This window comes from Blautia sp. Sow4_E7 (assembly GCF_052116245.1).
Classification (GTDB): domain Bacteria; phylum Bacillota; class Clostridia; order Lachnospirales; family Lachnospiraceae; genus Blautia_A.
In genome coordinates, this window is sequence record NZ_JBQKLL010000029.1 from 1 (window position 1) to 19,164 (window position 19,164).

General features: G+C 41.7%; 14 protein-coding genes. 5 read left to right on the plus strand and 9 right to left on the minus strand.

Features of this window, described 5'->3' with window-relative positions; genetic code table 11:
- Together ACTQ50_RS14065 and ACTQ50_RS14070 are read left to right on the plus strand one after the other, a co-directional pair.
- A partial coding sequence (locus ACTQ50_RS14065; protein WP_441484713.1) for an EAL domain-containing protein occupies nucleotides 1-1,195 on the plus strand: 1,195 nt, incomplete at its 5' end.
- Nucleotides 1,183-1,242 carry a DUF6783 domain-containing protein gene (locus ACTQ50_RS14070; protein WP_373131110.1) on the plus strand — a complete coding sequence of 20 codons (60 nt, stop codon included), beginning with the start codon at nucleotides 1,183-1,185 and terminating at the stop codon, nucleotides 1,240-1,242. The genes ACTQ50_RS14065 and ACTQ50_RS14070, both read left to right, overlap by 13 nt.
- 103 nt (nucleotides 1,243-1,345) lie before the next feature.
- Here ACTQ50_RS14070 and ACTQ50_RS14075 read toward each other — a convergent pair whose 3' ends face one another.
- The 7 genes from ACTQ50_RS14075 to ACTQ50_RS14105 form a co-directional block, all read right to left on the minus strand.
- Nucleotides 1,346-2,716: an MATE family efflux transporter gene (locus tag ACTQ50_RS14075; protein ID WP_441484714.1), complete on the minus strand. Its 1,371-nt coding sequence runs from the start codon at nucleotides 2,714-2,716 to the stop codon at nucleotides 1,346-1,348.
- 149 nt (nucleotides 2,717-2,865) lie between these two features.
- Entirely contained in the window at nucleotides 2,866-4,467 is a 1,602-nt protein-coding gene (locus ACTQ50_RS14080; protein WP_441484715.1) for a DUF5605 domain-containing protein, read from the minus strand.
- Nucleotides 4,468-4,634: 167 nt separating this feature from the next.
- Complete coding sequence (locus ACTQ50_RS14085; RefSeq protein ID WP_441484716.1) at nucleotides 4,635-5,594, minus strand: nucleoside hydrolase; 960 nt, start codon at nucleotides 5,592-5,594, stop codon at nucleotides 4,635-4,637.
- Nucleotides 5,595-5,691: 97 nt separating this feature from the next.
- Nucleotides 5,692-7,122, minus strand: a complete 1,431-nt coding sequence (locus ACTQ50_RS14090; protein WP_441484717.1) for a family 43 glycosylhydrolase — start codon at nucleotides 7,120-7,122, stop codon at nucleotides 5,692-5,694.
- Nucleotides 7,123-7,141: 19 nt separating this feature from the next.
- Entirely contained in the window at nucleotides 7,142-8,656 is a 1,515-nt protein-coding gene (locus ACTQ50_RS14095) for a sugar ABC transporter ATP-binding protein (protein ID WP_441484718.1), read from the minus strand.
- A 13-nt stretch (nucleotides 8,657-8,669) separates the two neighbouring features.
- Entirely contained in the window at nucleotides 8,670-9,638 is a 969-nt protein-coding gene (locus ACTQ50_RS14100; protein WP_441484719.1) for an ABC transporter permease, read from the minus strand.
- 115 nt (nucleotides 9,639-9,753) lie between these two features.
- The gene (locus ACTQ50_RS14105) at nucleotides 9,754-10,728 is read right to left on the minus strand and encodes a sugar ABC transporter substrate-binding protein (protein WP_441484720.1); all 975 of its coding nucleotides are present in this window, start codon (nucleotides 10,726-10,728) and stop codon (nucleotides 9,754-9,756) included.
- Between the two features lie 570 nt (nucleotides 10,729-11,298).
- Between ACTQ50_RS14105 and ACTQ50_RS14110 the strand changes: the two genes are divergently transcribed.
- From ACTQ50_RS14110 to ACTQ50_RS14120, 3 genes are read left to right on the plus strand one after another with little or no spacing between them, the layout of a single operon-like run.
- Nucleotides 11,299-12,354, plus strand: a complete 1,056-nt coding sequence (locus ACTQ50_RS14110) for a LacI family DNA-binding transcriptional regulator (RefSeq protein ID WP_441484721.1) — start codon at nucleotides 11,299-11,301, stop codon at nucleotides 12,352-12,354.
- Between the two features lie 12 nt (nucleotides 12,355-12,366).
- Nucleotides 12,367-13,011: a YczE/YyaS/YitT family protein gene (locus tag ACTQ50_RS14115; protein ID WP_441484722.1), complete on the plus strand. Its 645-nt coding sequence runs from the start codon at nucleotides 12,367-12,369 to the stop codon at nucleotides 13,009-13,011.
- Nucleotides 13,012-13,026: 15 nt separating this feature from the next.
- Complete coding sequence (locus ACTQ50_RS14120) at nucleotides 13,027-15,615, plus strand: family 78 glycoside hydrolase catalytic domain (RefSeq protein ID WP_441484723.1); 2,589 nt, start codon at nucleotides 13,027-13,029, stop codon at nucleotides 15,613-15,615.
- A gap of 11 nt (nucleotides 15,616-15,626) precedes the next feature.
- Here ACTQ50_RS14120 and ACTQ50_RS14125 read toward each other — a convergent pair whose 3' ends face one another.
- Together ACTQ50_RS14125 and ACTQ50_RS14130 are read right to left on the minus strand one after the other, a co-directional pair.
- On the minus strand, nucleotides 15,627-17,363 hold the full coding sequence (locus ACTQ50_RS14125; RefSeq protein ID WP_441484724.1) for a glycoside hydrolase family 43 protein: 1,737 nt from the start codon (nucleotides 17,361-17,363) through the stop codon (nucleotides 15,627-15,629).
- A gap of 62 nt (nucleotides 17,364-17,425) precedes the next feature.
- Nucleotides 17,426-19,060: an AAA family ATPase gene (locus ACTQ50_RS14130; protein WP_441484725.1), complete on the minus strand. Its 1,635-nt coding sequence runs from the start codon at nucleotides 19,058-19,060 to the stop codon at nucleotides 17,426-17,428.
- Nucleotides 19,061-19,164 lie beyond the last annotated feature (104 nt).

The window sequence follows — 19,164 nt, forward strand, 5'->3', positions numbered from 1 at the left end:
TGGTCTGAAGAACTGCCGGATCACTGTCGAAAAACTAAATCAAGGTAAAGCTCCATGCCAGCCTTTGGGCTGGCATATCTTTTTGGGGAGGACCAGTTATTTACCATATACGAAAAAGATGGAACTTTTTCCACAAACCTTGTTTGTAAACAGGTATCATTCAGATATCTTTGTAGCTGTTATTGACATTACCGGAGCGGAGCATACAGCTGTTAAAAAACAAATTATTGAGTCTAACAAGCAGACTACAAAAGAAGTTCTGTCTGCTTATCCTGTTAATTATCTTTCCCTGAACACTGGTATTTATTATCTGGAAAACACGAAAATTCCAGGCGAAGAAATTATTTCGCACTCCAATATCGTCCGCATAAAGGCAAAGGATAAGCTTTGCGGTGTGTGCGAATATACAAGAGAAATTGCTCTTGCTGAACAGAAACGTGCAGACACTATTCACTCTTTTAAGGAAGCACTTGGGAAGAAAGAATTTCAGATTTATTTCCAACCAAAAATCAGCGGAAGGGAGCAGAAAATTGCCAGTGCAGAAGTACTTGTCCGTTGGAAGAGAGCAAATGGAGACCTGTGGTTTCCAGACAGTTTTCTTCCTATTTTGGAAGAAACCGGGGAGATTGAATCTCTGGATTATTATGTTTATGAAACAGCATTTCAGTGGCTGACAGACAGACGGAAAAAAGGGCTTAAGCTGTTGTCTCTGTCCCTGAATGTATCTCCGGTTCATTTTCGAAAAATCCACACATTCACAGAAAAGGTTTCGCATTTAATCCAGAAATATGAAATTCCCTCTCAATATTTAGTTTTTGAAATTACGGAATCTACTTATATTCATAATATTGAAGCGGTTAATCACATGATCCGCTTCTTCCATGAAAAAAACATTCGAATCTCTATGGATGATTTCGGCTCTGGATATTCTTCCTTAAATACATTAAAGGATATCCTGTTTGACGAGGTAAAAATCGACAAGAAATTCCTTTCAGATAGGCTCACAGAGAATGGAAAAATCGTGCTGCAGGAGATTTTTCATCTGCTGAAAAGGACTAATAAGTTTATTGTATGTGAAGGGGTAAAAACCAAAGAAATGGTAGACTTCCTGGTAGTTGAGGGATGCGATGAACTACAGGGCTATTATTATTATAAGCCCATGGAAATGGCAAAATTTGAGCAATTAATCGGGTAAAATATCCCCAAAAGTGGAGCGTGCAGCTTACGGAAATGATTTTTTAAACACGCTCCAACCCGGACGACAGCTATAGATGAGCCATGAATTTGCTCATACAAACATGGCCCATTCATGGCTGCTATCCGGGACTTTCATTGTAAAACACCTTTATTCCTTCATAGCTCCAAGCTCTCTTCCTGCGAACAATATTGCCAGTGCAAATGCAGCTGCATCTGCGATCGGTCCTGCATACATAACTCCGTCAATTCCCATTATCAATGAGAAAACAATGATCAACGGCAAAAGAAACAGCACCTGCCTGGTCAGGGACATGACGATTCCAAGCTTTGCCTTTCCAATAGATGTAAAAAATCCTGAGGACATTGGCTGAATCCCATTTGCAAATGTCATAAACATAAAAATCTTCAGATAGCGTTCTGCAAACTGGAAATAAAGGTCACTTCCGGTTCCAAAAATGCTTACAATCTGGTGGGGAAACAACTGGAAACAAAGGAAAAATACAGTTGCAACCGCAGTACATGAAATCACAGAATGACGGTATGCCAGCCTTACCCTGTCGTATTTTTTTGCTCCATAATTAAAGCCCCAGATTGGCTGACAGCCCTGTGAAATTCCAATACAAATCGCCATAAACACCTGGTTTACTTTTGAAATAACTCCTACACAGGCGATTGGAATATCACTTCCATAAACAGATAAACCGCCGTAATAACGTAAAATATTGTTTAGTACAATCTGAACAATTGCCATAGCGATCTGATTAATACAGGACGCCATTCCGAGCGAAACAATGGCTTTCAGGCACTCTGAAGAAGGCTTCAACATGCTCATCTCCAGATACATTTTACGAAATTTTCCAAAATAAATAACCACCAAAATTCCGGAAATAACCTGTCCGATCACTGTTGCCCAGGCAGCACCCTTGATTCCCCAACCAAACCCAAAGATGAAAAGGGGATCCAGAATTGTGTTAATGATGGCACCTGTAAGAACACAGGTCATAGAATATGTGGGGCTTCTGTCTGCGCGGACAATATGATTTCCTCCAATGGATAATGCATAAAAAGGAAGTCCCACAGCTGTGATCCCAAGATAATCCACCGCATAGGGCATAACGTCTGTCGTTGCACCAAATAAGCTTAGAAGCGGACGCAAAAACAGAAGTACTGCCACTGCCAGAATCACACCTGTGATCACCAGTGTGGAAAGCGCTGTTCCGGCTATGGAGCTTGCCTTCTTCTCTCTTCCGGCGCCCATTTCCAGGTTATAGTTAGACGCACCACCAATTCCCAGAAGCAGTGCTAACGCCGTTGCAATAGTTGTTACAGGAAATGCAACATTTGTAGCCGCATTTCCCAGCATTCCAACGCCCTGACCAATGAAAATCTGGTCCACAATATTGTACAAAGCACTGACCAGCATGCTGATAATTGCCGGAATTGCAAATTTCCCGATCAAACCACCTACCGGAGCCGTTCCCAATGGATTTTGCTCCTGACTGATGTTTGTTTCTTCCAAAAAATCTCCTCCCCTGTTTAAAAATATTTCTGTTTATTTCTCATAAATTCTAATATGAATCATAACAAATTCAGAAAAACGATTCAAGAATTTTATGCTCAAAAAGCCCAGCTGCATACACAACTGAGCTTTTTGTATGAATATGGTTATTATTTCACTACCCGCAGGCGCACTGCCATATACTCTTTTCCCGGCAGCTTCACTCGGAACTTTCCTTTATGAATTCCACCATCTGTAATGGTCATTTTCCAGGTATCGATAATTTCCACCTGATACTCTGTAGTATCATCAAAGTAAAAATCCCGGAAGCCCGGTCGCATAAAAGAATAATAGTAAATAAAATAATCTTTCCTTGCCGGGAAACCGGCAGCACGGCAGGCAACCTCATCCCATTTGCAGGGCATAGGTTCCACGCCAAGTCCGGGTGTTTCTTCCATGATTTTTGCAAGAAATCTGATACGCTCCGGTGAGGTTCCATGAAGAACGCCGCCATGAGACCACCAGAGAATACGATCCGGACTGAGGTAGGTTTCACCGTGTCCCGGGTATCCACCACGGCAGAATGCCTCCCAGAATCTTCTTGTCATTTCCTCACCGCTGATATTTCCCCAGCCAAACTGGATGTTGCCCTCATAGCAGATTTCGTCCAGAATTACAGGCTTATGATATTTCTCGCGCCACTCATTTACCAGTTCGGAAGAACGATAGGTCTCCGTTCTCTGGATACTGCAGTGAGTTACCCAGGGCAGGTTATAATCATAGTACGCCTTGCAGTTATGGATGGATCTGAGATGATTGTAAGGATCCTTTTCGCAGATAATACTGGCATATCTTTCCCAGTCAGAAAGAGTCTTCTCATGCATCAGATCATACTCATTAGCCAGGGACCACCACACATTTCGGTATGCGGAAAAACGTGCCAGCACATACTTCCAGTAGCGGTCATCATCCTCTGCTCTCATCATGGAAAAGCCCCATCTGTCATATGGGTGCATAACAATCAGATCTGCCTCGATTCCCAGATTCATAAGTGCCTGAATACACTTTTCAATATGCTGGAAATGGGCCGGATTGAATCTGGTAAAGTCCCAGTCATTGCCAAGTGCACAGCCATTGTATTCTGCGAAATTATTCTCATTTAACACAGAGCTGTCGCAGGGTGTTCCCTCATAAGGATAGGTAATTGGCTCATGAAGATTGTAGTCATAATGCTTGGGGAAAATACAGAAACGGATCTTGTTAAAAGCATTTTCTTCCAGAGTTTTCAGCGTCTGTTTCTGTAATTCTTCGTTCTGCAGATTCCATACATAACAGGTAGTTCCAATGCAGTGATAGGGTGTTCCATCCTCATAAGCAAGATAATAAGTACCTGCAACACGAACCGGACCATGGTTGTCCGCAGAAGGAGAAGTTACAGTGAAACTGCCGGTCAGTATATTTCTGACAGCACATTTTTCTGCTGCCTTCCCACCATCAGCAATTCCAGGCTTATATTCCGGCACTTCTTCCCCCTCCTTAATATCAAAGGAAGCCTCAATTTCAAAGGTATACTCGTCTGTAAAAGACGGCATAAATCTCACTTTATAAACACCATCGCCATCGTAAAAACCATCTACCGTTTTCTTCTCATTTTTACAACAAAAAGTACCTTTAATCCACTGATCACAAAATGGATTTCCCTCCTTGGGACCACTTACAGCCACTTCGAAAATACCCCATTTTTCTATTGTTTTTGCATAATTTAATTTCATTTTTCGTAATCCTTTCTCCTTTTTTAGCTGCGCTATGTTCGTTTCAATATAAACCTTTTTGAGCAAAAACCCCCATGCTTTCTACTACCATAATACGCAGAAAACATGGGGGTTGCAATGCAATTTTCTTAAGAAAATGTATAAATTTATTATTTCAAAAACCGGCACTATTTCATTTCGTTTTTTCCAAAATAGAACTGGAACTTTTCAAACATATCCTGAATTATAAATCTGTTATCAATCGTGTCATAAACACGTATTTCTCTTCCTTTTCGTCCTGACCATTCATAAAATCCACGATTATCCAATTCATCTGGTGCCTTTTCCATATGGAACTTTCCCAGAGTATTGTTCATCATAAGTCCAACGCACACAGAATCTCCAAGCGACCATAATTCTCCGCCAAAAGAGGTGATTGCAGCGCCCTTTGACATATCACTGCCCCTGCTTCCGATCACATTTTCCGAAATACCGCCGCTTACTTCCATAGTATGCTTCACCAGATATTCACCGATTTTTCCACATGGATAAACATGATTCAGCATTTCAAAAAAGCTGATTTTCATTGCGGTATAAACATTGAACGGCACCTGCCACAGTTCCAGATCAGACTGGAAAAGCACTCTTACTGCATTCAGATCATTATTCTGATTAAACTCAAAGCCACCCTGTGGGTATGGTCTTCCACCAATCCAAATCACTACGACCCTCCGGGCAATCCGGGGTTCCATAAGGTATGCAGAGGCAATATTGGTGCAGGCTGCCTGTCCGCAGATAAACAGTGGTCTGGGATCGTCTTTCATCGCTTCTTCTACAATAAAACGGGCACCCTCACTGTCTACGGGAGTGTGAATATCCACCATTGCATGTTTCGCACCATGAAGAACCTTGATGCCGGAATCTTCCACATCCATCAGGCTCATAACACGTTTGATTTCCTCGTAGCTTTTCTGCTCCGAATCCGGCTCCGCATAATGCTCTGCAATTATTCCACGCATGTCAAATCTTGGTGTCATCAGCATGTGGGCAATGCAAAACTGGTCGTCACATTCACAGTTGCAGTCTGTGTCCGCGATCACACGAATTGATTTATCGGTTGGAAATGTAAGCGGTCTTTTTCTTAACATAATAACATCCTCCTGACTATGTACTTCTTTTAACGGATATATATTTTAAAAGCGGACATCTGCCACTTTAATCGTGCTCTGTCCGCTTTTACATTCTTCAGATCAACTCAAAACTTTTAAATTCAATGGAACCATCTCCCTGATAAACAAACCACAGCCCGGTAGTTCCATCCGGAATCTGTACATCCTTATAACAGGTCGTCCAGTCACTTCCCGGAGTATGGGCAACCTCAGCTACAGGATTTCCATCCATTTCTGTTTTCACCAGAATTTTTCCTGCTCCTTTTCCCCGGGTTTCCACTCCGATCTGACTTAACTTTTTCATCTTAAAATACTTGTATCCAGCCTGTGCACCATCCTGCATGTTGGTAATATACTGTTCTTTTCCCTCTTCCCCATCCTGTGTGATATAGGGATGTTCCTGGGAAACCTGGGTATTGGCCACATAAGGGACTGCTCCATTTTTGCTCATTAGATTGCATGCAATTCCTGCATTATAGCTGCCTCTGCCTTTAAGCGGACCGCCATTTAAGCCGCAGGAAGTAATCTCCACCTGGGGAATACTTCCATCTTCAAGCATCTGGATTCTCTCTGCGCAGCCCTGCCTGGAATAGGGATTTCCATTGGTCTGTCTATGGTAAAAAACATACCACTGATCACCGATTTTTTCAATACCTCCATGATTGGTGCCTGTGTAATTTAATGGCTCAGTTCTTCCATCAATTCCAATATCCCCATTTGAAATTATCACACCTCTGTACCGAAATCCACCGCATGGACTTGCAGATGTGGCGTAACACAACTCATGTCCGTTTTCCGAAGAATACAAAAGATAATATGTTTCCCCTACTTTACGGATAGATGCCGCTTCAAAGAATCCGTGTCCTTCAAAATCTGTTCCAACAGCTTCCTCACCGGCTGGAATAAACACATTCGGCCCTATTTTCACCGTCACCATATCTTCATCCAGAACTGTCACCATTCCTCCCGGAGCAGTAGGTCTTGCAAAGGAAAAACGCTTCGCCATCTCTCCTTCCGGCCGGAAGCCGGTGTACAGATAAACCTTTCCATCTGTATCCACCAGAACTCCCGGATCATACTGAAAATAATCGTCCTCCCAGGTTCCAAGCACAGTTCCATCTTCATAATGAACATTTCCATAATACTCATATTTTCCAGCCGGTGTATCGCAGACAGCTACTCCGATTACCCCGGAAAAATCAAAGGCGTAATACAGATAATACCGTCCATCCGATCCTTTTTGCACATCCGGGGCAAAAAGCCTGCGTTCTTTTGCATCCGGTAAATATCTGTCCTGATCCTTCCGGTAGATTTCCCCTTCAAACCTCCAGTCAGTGAGGTCATCCACCGGTGCGGACCAGCACACATAGTTTCTTACGCAGAAAGCCTTTCCGTTGAAACGGTCATGGCTTCCATAGACATACACTCTGCTGCCAAAGACATGAGGTTCTCCGTCCGGTACATACTCATAGCTGGGCAAATATGGATTAAAAACCTGTTTTTCCATGTTTTTCCCTCATCTCTTTTTACTGATTCGCAATTGCCGCTTTCATGATTGTTGCCTGTGCAGCTTCCTCGTGACTGAACTCACCGGTGATTTTTCCATTGCTAAGTACAAGTATTCTGTCACTCATGGACATCAGCTCCGGCATATCGGAAGAAACCATAACAATAGATACACCTGCAGTAGCCAGTTCATCCATCATTTTATAGAACTCAGCTTTGGCTCCGACATCAATACCTTTGGTCGGCTCATCAATAAAAAGAATCTGTGGATTCTTCATCAGCCATTTTCCAAGTACTACCTTTTGCTGGTTACCACCGGAAAGATTCACAACCATGGTATTCATAGAAGGGGCTTTTACCCGCATTCTGTCAAAAATAGCTTTTGCTTTTTCATTTTCTACTTTGCGGTCAATAAAATGCTTCTTCGGAAGATCATACAGGGAAATCAGACTGAGATTGTGAAGAATATTCATGGTCTGAATAAATCCGGTACGCTTTCTTTCCTCCGTTACAAAACCGATTCCTGCTTTGATGGCATCTTTCGGACTGTTGATGGTCACTTCTTTTCCATTGATCTTTACTTCTTTATGAACGCCCTGTACCAGCTCGCCGAAAATTGCACCCAGCGCTTCACTTCGTCCAGCTCCAACCAGGCCGCCAATTCCAAGGATTTCACCTTTTCTTACAGAAAAGCTGATATCGTCTACAATGTTTCGATTATCAATAGTAGGATGAGGAACGGAAAGATGTTTCACCTCAAGAGTTGGCTCACCGATCCGATGCGCACTCTTCACATACATATTTTCAACCTTACGTCCGATCATTCCCTGAACCAGAGTTTCCTGATTAAATTCACTGATATCTCCACTGGTGATCACATTTCCATCACGAATAATGGTAACGCGGTCACAGATACGGAAAATTTCTTCCAATTTGTGAGAAATGTAAATACAGGACACACCGCTTTTCCTCAGATTTTCCAGGAAATTCATAAGAATATCAACCTCTGAATCTGTCAAAGCTGTAGTCGGCTCATCCAGAACCATAATCTTCGGATGCGCTGCCATTGCACGTACAATGGACATCAGCTGCAGCTGTCCGCTGTTCAATGCTCCAGCCGGAGTTTTCGGACTGATCTGAAGCCCAAGCTGATCCAGAAGATCCTGTGTATCTTTATATAATTTTTTATAATCTACCCAGCCTTTTCCAGGCAGGTTTCCTACAAAAATATTCTCAGCTACACTTGCTTCGTACATGGCGTTTACTTCCTGGTATACCATTTCGATGCCAATCTTCTTCGCATCAGAAACAGATGCAAAGCTTTGTTTCTCACCGTTTACCCAGATTTCGCCTTCATATTCTTTATTGGTATAGCTTCCGCTTAATACCTTCATCAGAGTGGATTTTCCGGCACCGTTCTCTCCTACGATTCCCAGAACCTCACCTCTTTTTACATTGATAGAAACATCATTCAGCGCAATGACACCAGGAAATTTCTTGGTCACATGCTTCATTTCCAGAATTGTATCACCCATTTGTTTCCTCCTATCACGCCTTGGACATCTTGGTACGTTTGAAAATATCAATCAGCAAGGCGATAATCAGAATTGCTCCATATACTACGTTCTGCCATGTGGTCGGAACACCCATAACCAGAAGTGCATTGGTGATGGTTGCAAAAAGAATACATCCAAGCAAAGAACCTGTTACAGTACCTGTACCTCCTCGAAGGCTTGTACCACCAATAATACAGGATGCAAGAATTGTAAGCTCTGTACCGCTTCCGGCTGTAAGCTGCGCACTTGCAAATCTGGAACAATGAAGACATCCTGCTACTGCTGCAAAAACACCAACCAGAATAAACAGCTCGGAATGTCTTCTCTTAACATCAATACCTGCAAGATTTGCAGTCTCCGGGTTTCCTCCTACAGCTAGTGTAGCACGGCCATATTTGGTTCTGTTCAGGATCAGCTGTCCTGCCACCCCAATTACAAGAGCATAAATAATTGTGATCCAGATGCTTCCGCCAACACGGGTCTTTGCAATTGCCTGAAAACCATCAGAAATACCACTTACCGGGTTATTATTTGTGATAACAGAAGCGATACCTTTTACTACATAAGAAGTTGCCATGGTTGCAATAAAACCAAGCATTTCAAATTTCTCAACCAGAAGACTATTCAGAGCTCCAACTGTTGCTCCTACTAACAGGGCGAGCAGAATAGAAAATACAAGAGGAACACCATTTGTCTCTGCAATTGCTGCGATCAGACCGCCAAGTGTGGTGGTTGCGGCGATGGAAAGATCCATTCTTCCAGATGCAAGCAGGAAAGTAAGCGGAACTGCGATCATTGCATTGAAACTTGATGTTCTTAAAATATCAAGGATATTGCTCATTCTGAGGAATGAGGGATTTACGATCATTGCTACGACTATCAAAACTACCAGCGGAAGGATTACACTGATCTCTTTAATCTGAAAAAGGGTTTTTATTAATGAAGGTTTCTTTTTTTCCATAATTTCTCCTTTTTGGCTCGATTTATGCCGAATTTTTGGTATAAAATACCCCGCCGTAAGGCGGGGCATCATTTGCGAAACACCGTAAACGGTTCTAAGCGAAGCTTATTTTTTATTAGTTTAACTCAATTCCATTTTCTGCGCAGTAGCTCTCTACTTCGTCTGGAAGTACCCAAATCTTCTCTGCCGGGTTGCTGTAATCATAATCTTCACCATTTAAGATTTTCTGTGCCACATAGCAGAAGTTTTTACCAATACCAACAGAGTCTACAGAAGAGGTTGCCATTAAATCACCATCCAGTACACGGTTAAATGCATCAGCTGTAAGCTCAAGCCCTGTTGCAATGAAGTTGCCCTCTAATCCATTCTCATCTACGAACTGAGCTGCCCCAAGTGCTGCATAAAGGTCTACACATGCTACTGCATTTAATTCTGGATTTGCAAGATAGAATGCACTTAATTTATCCTGTGCAGTTGCTGCATTACTGTCAGTTGCTGCAATGTCAATCTCATTGATCTCACCGTCAAAGTTTTCTGCAAGTGCGTCTGCAATACCCTGTCTGTTCTTCAGCTGGGAAGCATTATCTGTTGTTGACATCAGGGTTACATAATTAATGGAATCGTATTCCAGCTGTTTTGCAAATTCTGCAATTTTTTCACCCTGTGAATATCCACTTGCATAGGAATCGATTCCTACGAATGCATCACAGTTCTCTTCTCCAACATCTGTAAGGGAAATCAGTTTCACGCCATCCTCTTTGGCACGGCTGATCACGTCACCGTACATATCAAGATCATTGATTTCCATACAAATTGCGTCATATCCCTGAGTCAGTGCGTTCTCAGCAAGCTGAACCATCTCTGAATCGTTTCCTGCATTCTGTGGTGTCCAGTAATCACCTTCCCAACCAAGCTCCTCACAGGCTTCTGTAAATCCTTTCTCAATGTTTCCCCAGTAAGAGCCACCGCTCTGTACACCAATTGTAACAATCTTGACTGTATCATCTGCCTGTACTACTACAGATGTCATTCCCATCATGGATGCTGTCATAACTGCTGCCATTGCTGCTACTGCTAATCTTTTTTTCATTTTAAATTCCTCCCTGAATTTCCTTTGTTTTTTGAATGGTCTTTCGCTTGAGTTATTTTTCTTCGTGTCTATTTTGCCCGTGCACGGTGCTTAGCTTATCCGCGGTTTTATCAGCTTTGTTTCGTGCTCGTTCACTTGATGGCTTGATGATAGCAAATTGTCCCTATTCTGTCAATAGAATTATATAAAACTGTCATTTTTAACATTATTTGCTTGTGTGTTTTGTTTATATTGCAATATATTTTATCGTATTTAAATCACTTTCATTTATTTTCCTATCGTGCGTTGTGCTTTTGCGTGCTCGTGCACATTTTTTTACTTTTTAATTGACATGTATTAAAATACCAATTATAATGAGTTTACAGAGTAAAACGGACATTCGCAATCCGCTTTTCTACTTGCTCATGAACGCAGTCGCTTCGCAACCTGTCAGTGGGAGCTGAAGGCTCCCACTGACATAAGCATCCCCCTTACTCACCGCTTAGTACTCCGCGCACTTGAAGCGGGGGAATGCTTATCTGCGTTCAAATTTGGTTCTAATCAACGATAATAATGTATAGAGGTATTTTTATGGCTACGATCAAACAGATTGCAGAAATCACAAATGTATCCAGGGGAACAATAGACCGTGTTCTTAACAATCGGGGCGGAGTAAGCCCTGAAACAGAGAAGAAAGTCCGGGCTGCTATGGAAGCTCTGAATTATCTTCCCAATAAAGCGGCTCAGAATCTTGCAGTACGCAGAAAGAAGCTGAAATTTGGTTTTATCCTTATTTCACCCAATAATTATAATCCGTTTTTTGCTGATGTAGAAAAGGGAATCCGTAAGAAAGCTCTGGAGCTTGAAGAATTTGGTGTGACAGTAGACATCCGTTTCACTCCGATCAATGAGATCAATAAACAGCTGGAGCTTCTGGACGATTTTGTTGCCAATGAATATAACGGAATTGTTATTACAGCATATAATACAGCTGAAATCTCCCGTAAAATCCTGGAAATTTCTTCACAGGGAATCCCTGTAGTCACCTGTAATACTGATATTCCGGATTCCGGACGCATCGCCTATGTGGGCAGTAATTTTTATCAATGCGGACAGGTTGCCGCCAATCTTATGGGAATGATCACCGGCGGTAAGGCAAAAGTGGGAATTATCAGTGGTTCCGAAAATATTATGTGTATCACTCAGCGTAATGCCGGATTCCAGAACTATCTTCGGGATAATTATCCTGATGCACAGATTCTGGCTACTGTTTCCAATAACTGCTATGACGATGTGGAAAGTTATTTAATCACCCGCAAAATTCTGAAAGAAAATCCTGAAATTAATGCACTCTATCTTTCTGCTGCCGGTGTAAGCGCTGCCTGCCGCGCTGTTACAGAGTGCGACCGCAAGATAACTGTAATTTCCAATGACTGCACACCAGCCACCAAGCAGCTTCTGGAAGCCGGTGTTATCGCTGCAACCATCGACCAGGAACCTGGTTACCAGGGAAGCAAGCCCCTTGACATTCTTTTTAATGCTATCACTAACGGTCCTGATTCAATTCGAGAATACTATTACACCAATGCCATTATCAAGATTCGCAGTAATCTTTCCGTCCGTCCTGCTGAAAAGAACGAATTATAAGGGGATACCGTCATGAAGAAACCATTTACTTTTTACCGCATAGCATTCTATATTCTGGGCTGTATTTTTCTGGCACTTGGCATCACCTTAAGCACCAGAACCGGGCTTGGAGTTTCGCCTATCATATCTATGCCTTTTGCCATTTCCTCCATATGGGGATTGAATTTTGCAGTTATGACTTTTGTAGTTTATTCTATTCTTGTAGGAATTGAATTTCTTTTAAAACGACCTGATTATAATTTTGCAGACCTGCTCCAGATTCCATTCAGCCTGGTTTTCAGTATACTTCTGGATTTCTTCGGCAGTATTTTTACCATGAGCTATACCAGACTCTGGCAGAATCTTTTTTTACTGATCATAGCAATTATTTTCACAGGTATTGGTGCTGCCATGATGGTAAACATGCGCCTCATTCCCAATCCGGCTGACGGACTTGCGCATACAATTGGAGAGGTTTCAGGCAAAGGTATGGGACTTGGGAAAAATATTATGGATTTTTCCAGTGTGGGGAGCAGCTGTCTTATTGGACTGATTTTCGCACATCAGCTAGCAGGAATCGGCATTGGTACTGTAATTGCAATGATCGGCGTGGGACGGGTAATTGCTGTTTTTAATCACTTTTTCAAAACTCGTATATGTAAACTTGCAGGATTCTAAAGGAGATTTTATACAATGAAAATCAACAATCTTCAAACCAACCATATATTTCAACCTCTTGGATGGGATTTTTCCCATCTTCATTTTTCCTGGGAATGCAATGATTTCAGGCCACAGGATAGCATTCTCTATACCAGAATCCAAATTTTCAAAAATAATTTTTCTGCTTCCTCTCTTGTATTTGATAGTCAACCTCTTTATTCCTGGAATCAGCCTTTTTATGAGCCCAGTTTCATTCCTGAGCCTTGTATTCGTTATTATTGGCAGGTTGAAATTGTACTTTTGAATAAGCAGCATATTTTCAGTGCCCCCACCTGGTTCGAAACTGCCAGAGCAAAAGGTGACTGGCCTGCAAAATGGCTCACTGCCCATGTCAAAAATCATTCTATGCCATTTATTTTTCGTAATTTCACCACAAATAAACCAATCCTCAAAGCCAGATTGTATGCATATGGGCTTGGCCTTTACGAAGCTTATTTAGATGGAAATAAAATCGGCAAAGAATATCTGTCACCCGGTTATCATTCTTATGACTTCATAAATGAATACCAAACCTACGACATCACTAATTTTCTCTCTGCAGGAGAACATCAGATTGGTTTTCTCTTGGGAAATGGCTGGTATATGGGACGATTCTCTTTCGGCGGCGGTTACGAAAATCTCTATGGTGACAAAAAAATGCTAACCGCAATTCTTTCGTTGGAATTTACAGATGGTACTTTTCAGGAAATATATACAGATTCATCCTGGAAAGCTTCAGGAAGCAGTATTTTTCTTAACAACATTTATGACGGTGAATCCATTGATGCCACATGTTCCAAAAGTTCTGCCGCACTAAAAATATTAGTTTCTCCAACTTGTACTACAGAGAAATTTTCATTTCCTGATACATTAATTTCTCCCGCAAACCTAACGCCACGCACGGATCTTCCAATTATCAAAACCAAACAATACCCTGTAAAAAATATGTTTTATACACCTTCTGGTGATCTGATTCTTGATTTTGGAGAAATTATCACCGGATGGGTTGAATGTTATCTTGACGGATACGGCGAATTCCAACTGCAATATGGTGAACTTTTACAAAATGGAGAATTCTATCGTGATAATTTAAGAACCGCAAAAGCTCAATTTTCCTACAAAGGTACTTGTAATCAAAAATGGATACGGCCACATTTTACCTATTATGGATTCCGTTATGTGAAAGTAGCAGGAACTCTTCCACCAAACCCACAGAATTTCACAGCTTTTCGTCTGATGTCTGCCTTGCACACAACCGGCAATATCCAGACCTCCCAAAAAGAGATCGATACATTATTCCAAAATACAAAACGCTCACAAGAATGTAATTTTCTTTCTGTGCCTACAGATTGCCCTCAGCGCGATGAACGTCTGGGTTGGACCGGAGATATCTGTATTTTTGCTCGAACAGCCTGTTTTCATATGGATTCTGCAGCTTTTTTAAACCATTACCTGATAAATCTCGCATTAGAACAAAAAGCTTTACACGGTCTGGTTCCTTTATATGCACCTCTTCCAAAGCCAAAAACTTCAACAGGTACCAACCAGCCATTAGGAAAAATCGGGTTTTGTGCCTGGGGAGATTCCATAACTGTTCTGCCATGGGAAATCTATTTAAGAACACATAACAAACAAATGTTATCTTCCCATTTTCCGGCTATGTCCGCGTGGAATAATTATGTAAATCTCCGTGTTCAGCTTGGCGGAAAAGAATTTCTCTGGGATAACGATCGTCAGCTGGCCGATTGGCTAGCGTTAGACACTCCAGAGGAGAATTCCTTAGCAGGACTTACAGATACCGGACTTGTTGCAAGCGCATACTATTACTACTCTACGCTTTTATGCCAACAGACTGCACATGCACTTGGTTTTTTCAAATTAGAAAGCGACTATAAAATACAGGCAGAACAGATCCGAAATGCTTTTATACAAGAATTTCTGTCCCCTTCCGGCTCATTAAACCGAGTTCATACACAAACTTCTTATGCTCTGATTTTATATTTTGAGCTGCACCTTCCTGAACAAAAAGCGCAGCTTTGCAAAGAATTTTATGCAGTTTTACAGAAATACAATATGCATTTAAGTACAGGTTTTATTGGTACACGTTTTCTTCTTCCGGCTCTTTGCAAATGCCAAATGAGCAAAGAGGCATATGACATTTTTCTGAGCGAAGACTATCCCGGATGGTTACATGAAGTAAAACTTGGAGCTACCAGTATCTGGGAACGATGGGATTCTCTTGATAAAAATGGTCGCATCAGCCCAACTGATATGAATAGTTTGAATCACTATGCTTATGGATGTGTTGCTGGATGGATGTACGAATACATCTGTGGTTTCCGTTTTGACAAAGAAGGGAATCTGTTTCTTGCGCCAATCCCAGACCCACGTCTTGGATACGCAAAGGGAAAAATCTCAACTTATCAGGGCACTTATAAAATGAAATGGAAATACAAAACACATACCCACCTGCATTTACAGGTTTCTGTTCCATTTCAAACCACTTTGCCCATTTATCTGCCAAACGGAAATCAGCTTATCGCTCATTGTGGTGAAAACCATTTTGATGTGGTATTATCCTAATAATATATTAATTACTCAGTTTTCATAATCTCAAAATAATCAAAATCCGCATACCTTCTCAGCCCGGTCATATCATGACAGTACATTCCGAAATGCGCACCGGTGAAACCTTCGCTCTGCTCGTCGGTGAGGATGTTGGTGGGAACTTCTGCCAGTTCCTGATAGTCTCTTCCATCCAGGGAGTAGAAAAATTTCACATAAAGTCCTTCCCGGGTGGTGATTACGCGCAGGTATACAGGACCATCTTCCGGGATGGAAATTGCCAGAATCACATCCGCCACATCAAAGTGATCACTCTTTATCAGGCGCAGCCTTGCAGGCTTTTTCAAATCGAGTGTCTGGGAGCCAAACTCTTCCTCCCTGGTCTTTACCAGAAGGTAGAAATTGCCAGTATCATACATATAGGCAAGTCCTGCCATCTGCTCCTGGCAGGTCGGAGCAAACTCTACACAGGTTTCCACCTGGGCATGGCGTTCCTGCTGCCGCCGTGCCACCAGGCTTACGTTATAGCAGGAATTCAGGGATTCCTGTCCATAGAGACGGAGATAGCCAGGACGTTCTGTCAGGCTGGTGTAGCTGTCATAGGGCTGGCGCAGGGAAGTATAGCGCACGTCTAAAAGCGCAGAGGTCTTCTTCACTGGCATACTTAACTTTTTATCACATTCTTCGTCCACAGCATTCTTCTCATTCAGATACTCTTTTGTTTTCGAAAGAATTTCAGCAGTATCTGCATCCTCTGCAATTTTATCTATTCCTGCACAATCCGCAATTTTTATATTAAAGTCATCCCTGCCGTAATCCTTCCCCTCTTCCCCTGGAAAAAGATACTCCTGAATTCCTGTCGGCTCCTCTGTCTCCCACTGTCCAAATCTTCCACTGCAGGCCAACCTTAGCCAGCCCTCTTCGTTCCATACCATTTTCTGAATTGCAGTCTCACGACCAAGCACGCACTGTCTGCTCCCCTTCGGCGGTCTTGCACAAAGATGTACCATGTACCACTCCCCGTTTTGAGTGCATACAAGATCTGCATGTCCGCATTTCTGCAGTTTCTCTGGATTATCCACATCAGAGGTAAGTACCGGATTGCCTGGATCTTCCTCGTATGGTCCCCAGATGGAACGGGATCTTGCCATAGTTACCATATGCTCATATCCGGTTCCCCCTTCTGCCATCAGCAGATAATAATATTCTCCGATATGGTAAATATGTGGACCTTCTGTATAGCCTCGTCCGGTTCCCGGAAAGACATTTTTCGCCTCTCCCACCAGGCATTCCTTCTCAGGGTCATACTCCTGTACCAGAATTCCCTTAAAATTGTTGATCATATTCACAATATACATTTTTCCATCTGTATCGTGAAATACAGATGGGTCAAAGCCTGAGCTGTTCAGATAAACCGGTTCCAGCCAGCCGCCACGGATGTCCTTTGATTTTACAAGATAATTATGGGTATTAAAAAGTCCTCCGGTACGGGTTTTCACGTCCGTATAAATCAGCCAGAAGTATTCCCCGTCCCAGGAAATATCCGGTGCCCATACACCACAGGAATCACCCTCGCCAACCATATTAAGCTGGCTCATTCGGTTCAGGGGCGATGGCAGCTGTTCATAATGCTTCAGATCTTTAGAATGATAGATTTTCACACCAGGCCACCATTCAAAGCTTGAATTTGCAATATAATAATCTTCTCCAGCTCGTATAATACTTGGATCCGGGCAAAATCCCGGAAGAATTGGGTTCTGAATCACACTATAATCCTCCCGTTAGTACAATTAGTTGCTTTTATGGCAGAACACTTTCTTCACAAATCTCACTGACCAGCCAGCCTTATATTTTCAATCAGGCAGTGATGTCTCTTATCTTTTTTGTTATAGCCAATTCCAACAGCAAGGATTTTTTCCATTTTCCCGGAGTCCTCTCCTAATCTGCCGACAAATTTAAGGGCATATTGTTTTTCTTTTATCTGCCCGATTGCCTCTTCAGGAGTATGGTCAATTTTTAGTTCCAGAATAATTCCGGGCAAATCTTTCTGTTCCGGATAAAATATGAAATCAACAAACCCAGTTCCAGCTTTGTCCTCTCGCTCCACCCGATAATAATCACGAGCTGAAAGATATACCAAATTAATAATCGCAGAAAGTTCTGTTTCACTATTATAAGATAAAATCGGAGTTTCTGTATTATGCGCAAAGGATAATATTTCTTCCATCACATCCGTTTTCCCCTGTAAGGTAGCTTGCAGCATTTCCTCTGATTTTTTCGCAAGCTTGTAAACGTATCCTAAAGAATTTTCCTTCTGCAACATCTCATTAAACTGGTCCATCAGCTCTTTATTTGGAATATACACTTTCCCCTGATAATAACTTAAAAATCCATATACAACCATAGCAGACAATATTTCATCTCTTGTTGTCAGGTTCATAGATGTTGCTGCATATTCCCTTATTTTTGCATTTACTCCCTCTCCGGCAATCATAAGCGCCAGGTCATTGCGAACATCCGCAATGTTATGACGAACATAATAGAAAATCTCATCATAGGGTCCCGAACTCGTCCAGTAACTTCCAAGATTATTGTTCGTAAGAGAAGCAACTACAGAGCGTGGATTGTATAATTTTTCTCCGTTTTTCGAATAATAGCCATCATACCAGTAACGAAGTCCATTCCTTGTTACTGCTGTCTTTTCCTGGCTCTTCGCGCATTTACAGCAATATTTTTCATACAGTGCGTCCACTTCTATTTCCGAAAATCCAAAATCATCACCGAATTTGGGTTCTGACGCCATAGAATATTCAATAAACATATTTAATTCCGAGCCGCTTGAATACTTAGCTATTGGAAGGATTCCTGTCATATATGCCAAAGAAACATAGGGTTTATCTTTAAGCAAGCCCTTAAGAAAAAGCAAGTATGACTTTTTATCCTCTTCTGTCACAAAGGGCATATTAAAAACCGCATCCCACTCATCGAAAACAAATATAAACCTGCTTCCTTTTTCCATAAAAACCTGCATTAAATCTTCACGAACCGAATTGTTTTCCCTAAATGTAATGTCAGAATAAGTCTCTCTGATATCCATTTTAAGATTGTTCTTTATCGCTCCAATATAACTTTTATAATTCTCGCATTCATCATCGACTACGCTAAAATCTATATATATAACATTATGCTGGTTTAAATTTTTGCGATATTCACTGTACTGACTAATATTTAGTTTATCAAACACCTCACTTGCATCCGTATTTTTTCCAAAAAAGGCACCAATCATATTCGCCATGACAGTTTTTCCAAACCGTCTTGGCCTTGTAATACAGATATGGGAATTTCCCTGATTTGCCAATGTAATTAAATCTCTTAAAATGTCTGACTTGTCAACAAAGTATGGACGACAAAATTCACTTCTATATAAAAAATAAGGCGCACTTCCATTCAAATACATCCCCATTGCCTCAGCACCTCCCTGCACGAGCTTATAGTTTAAGTATAACCGCTCTGCATTTTTTTGTACAGTATCTGGCAAACAAAAAGGACTGCAAAATCCCACGTATT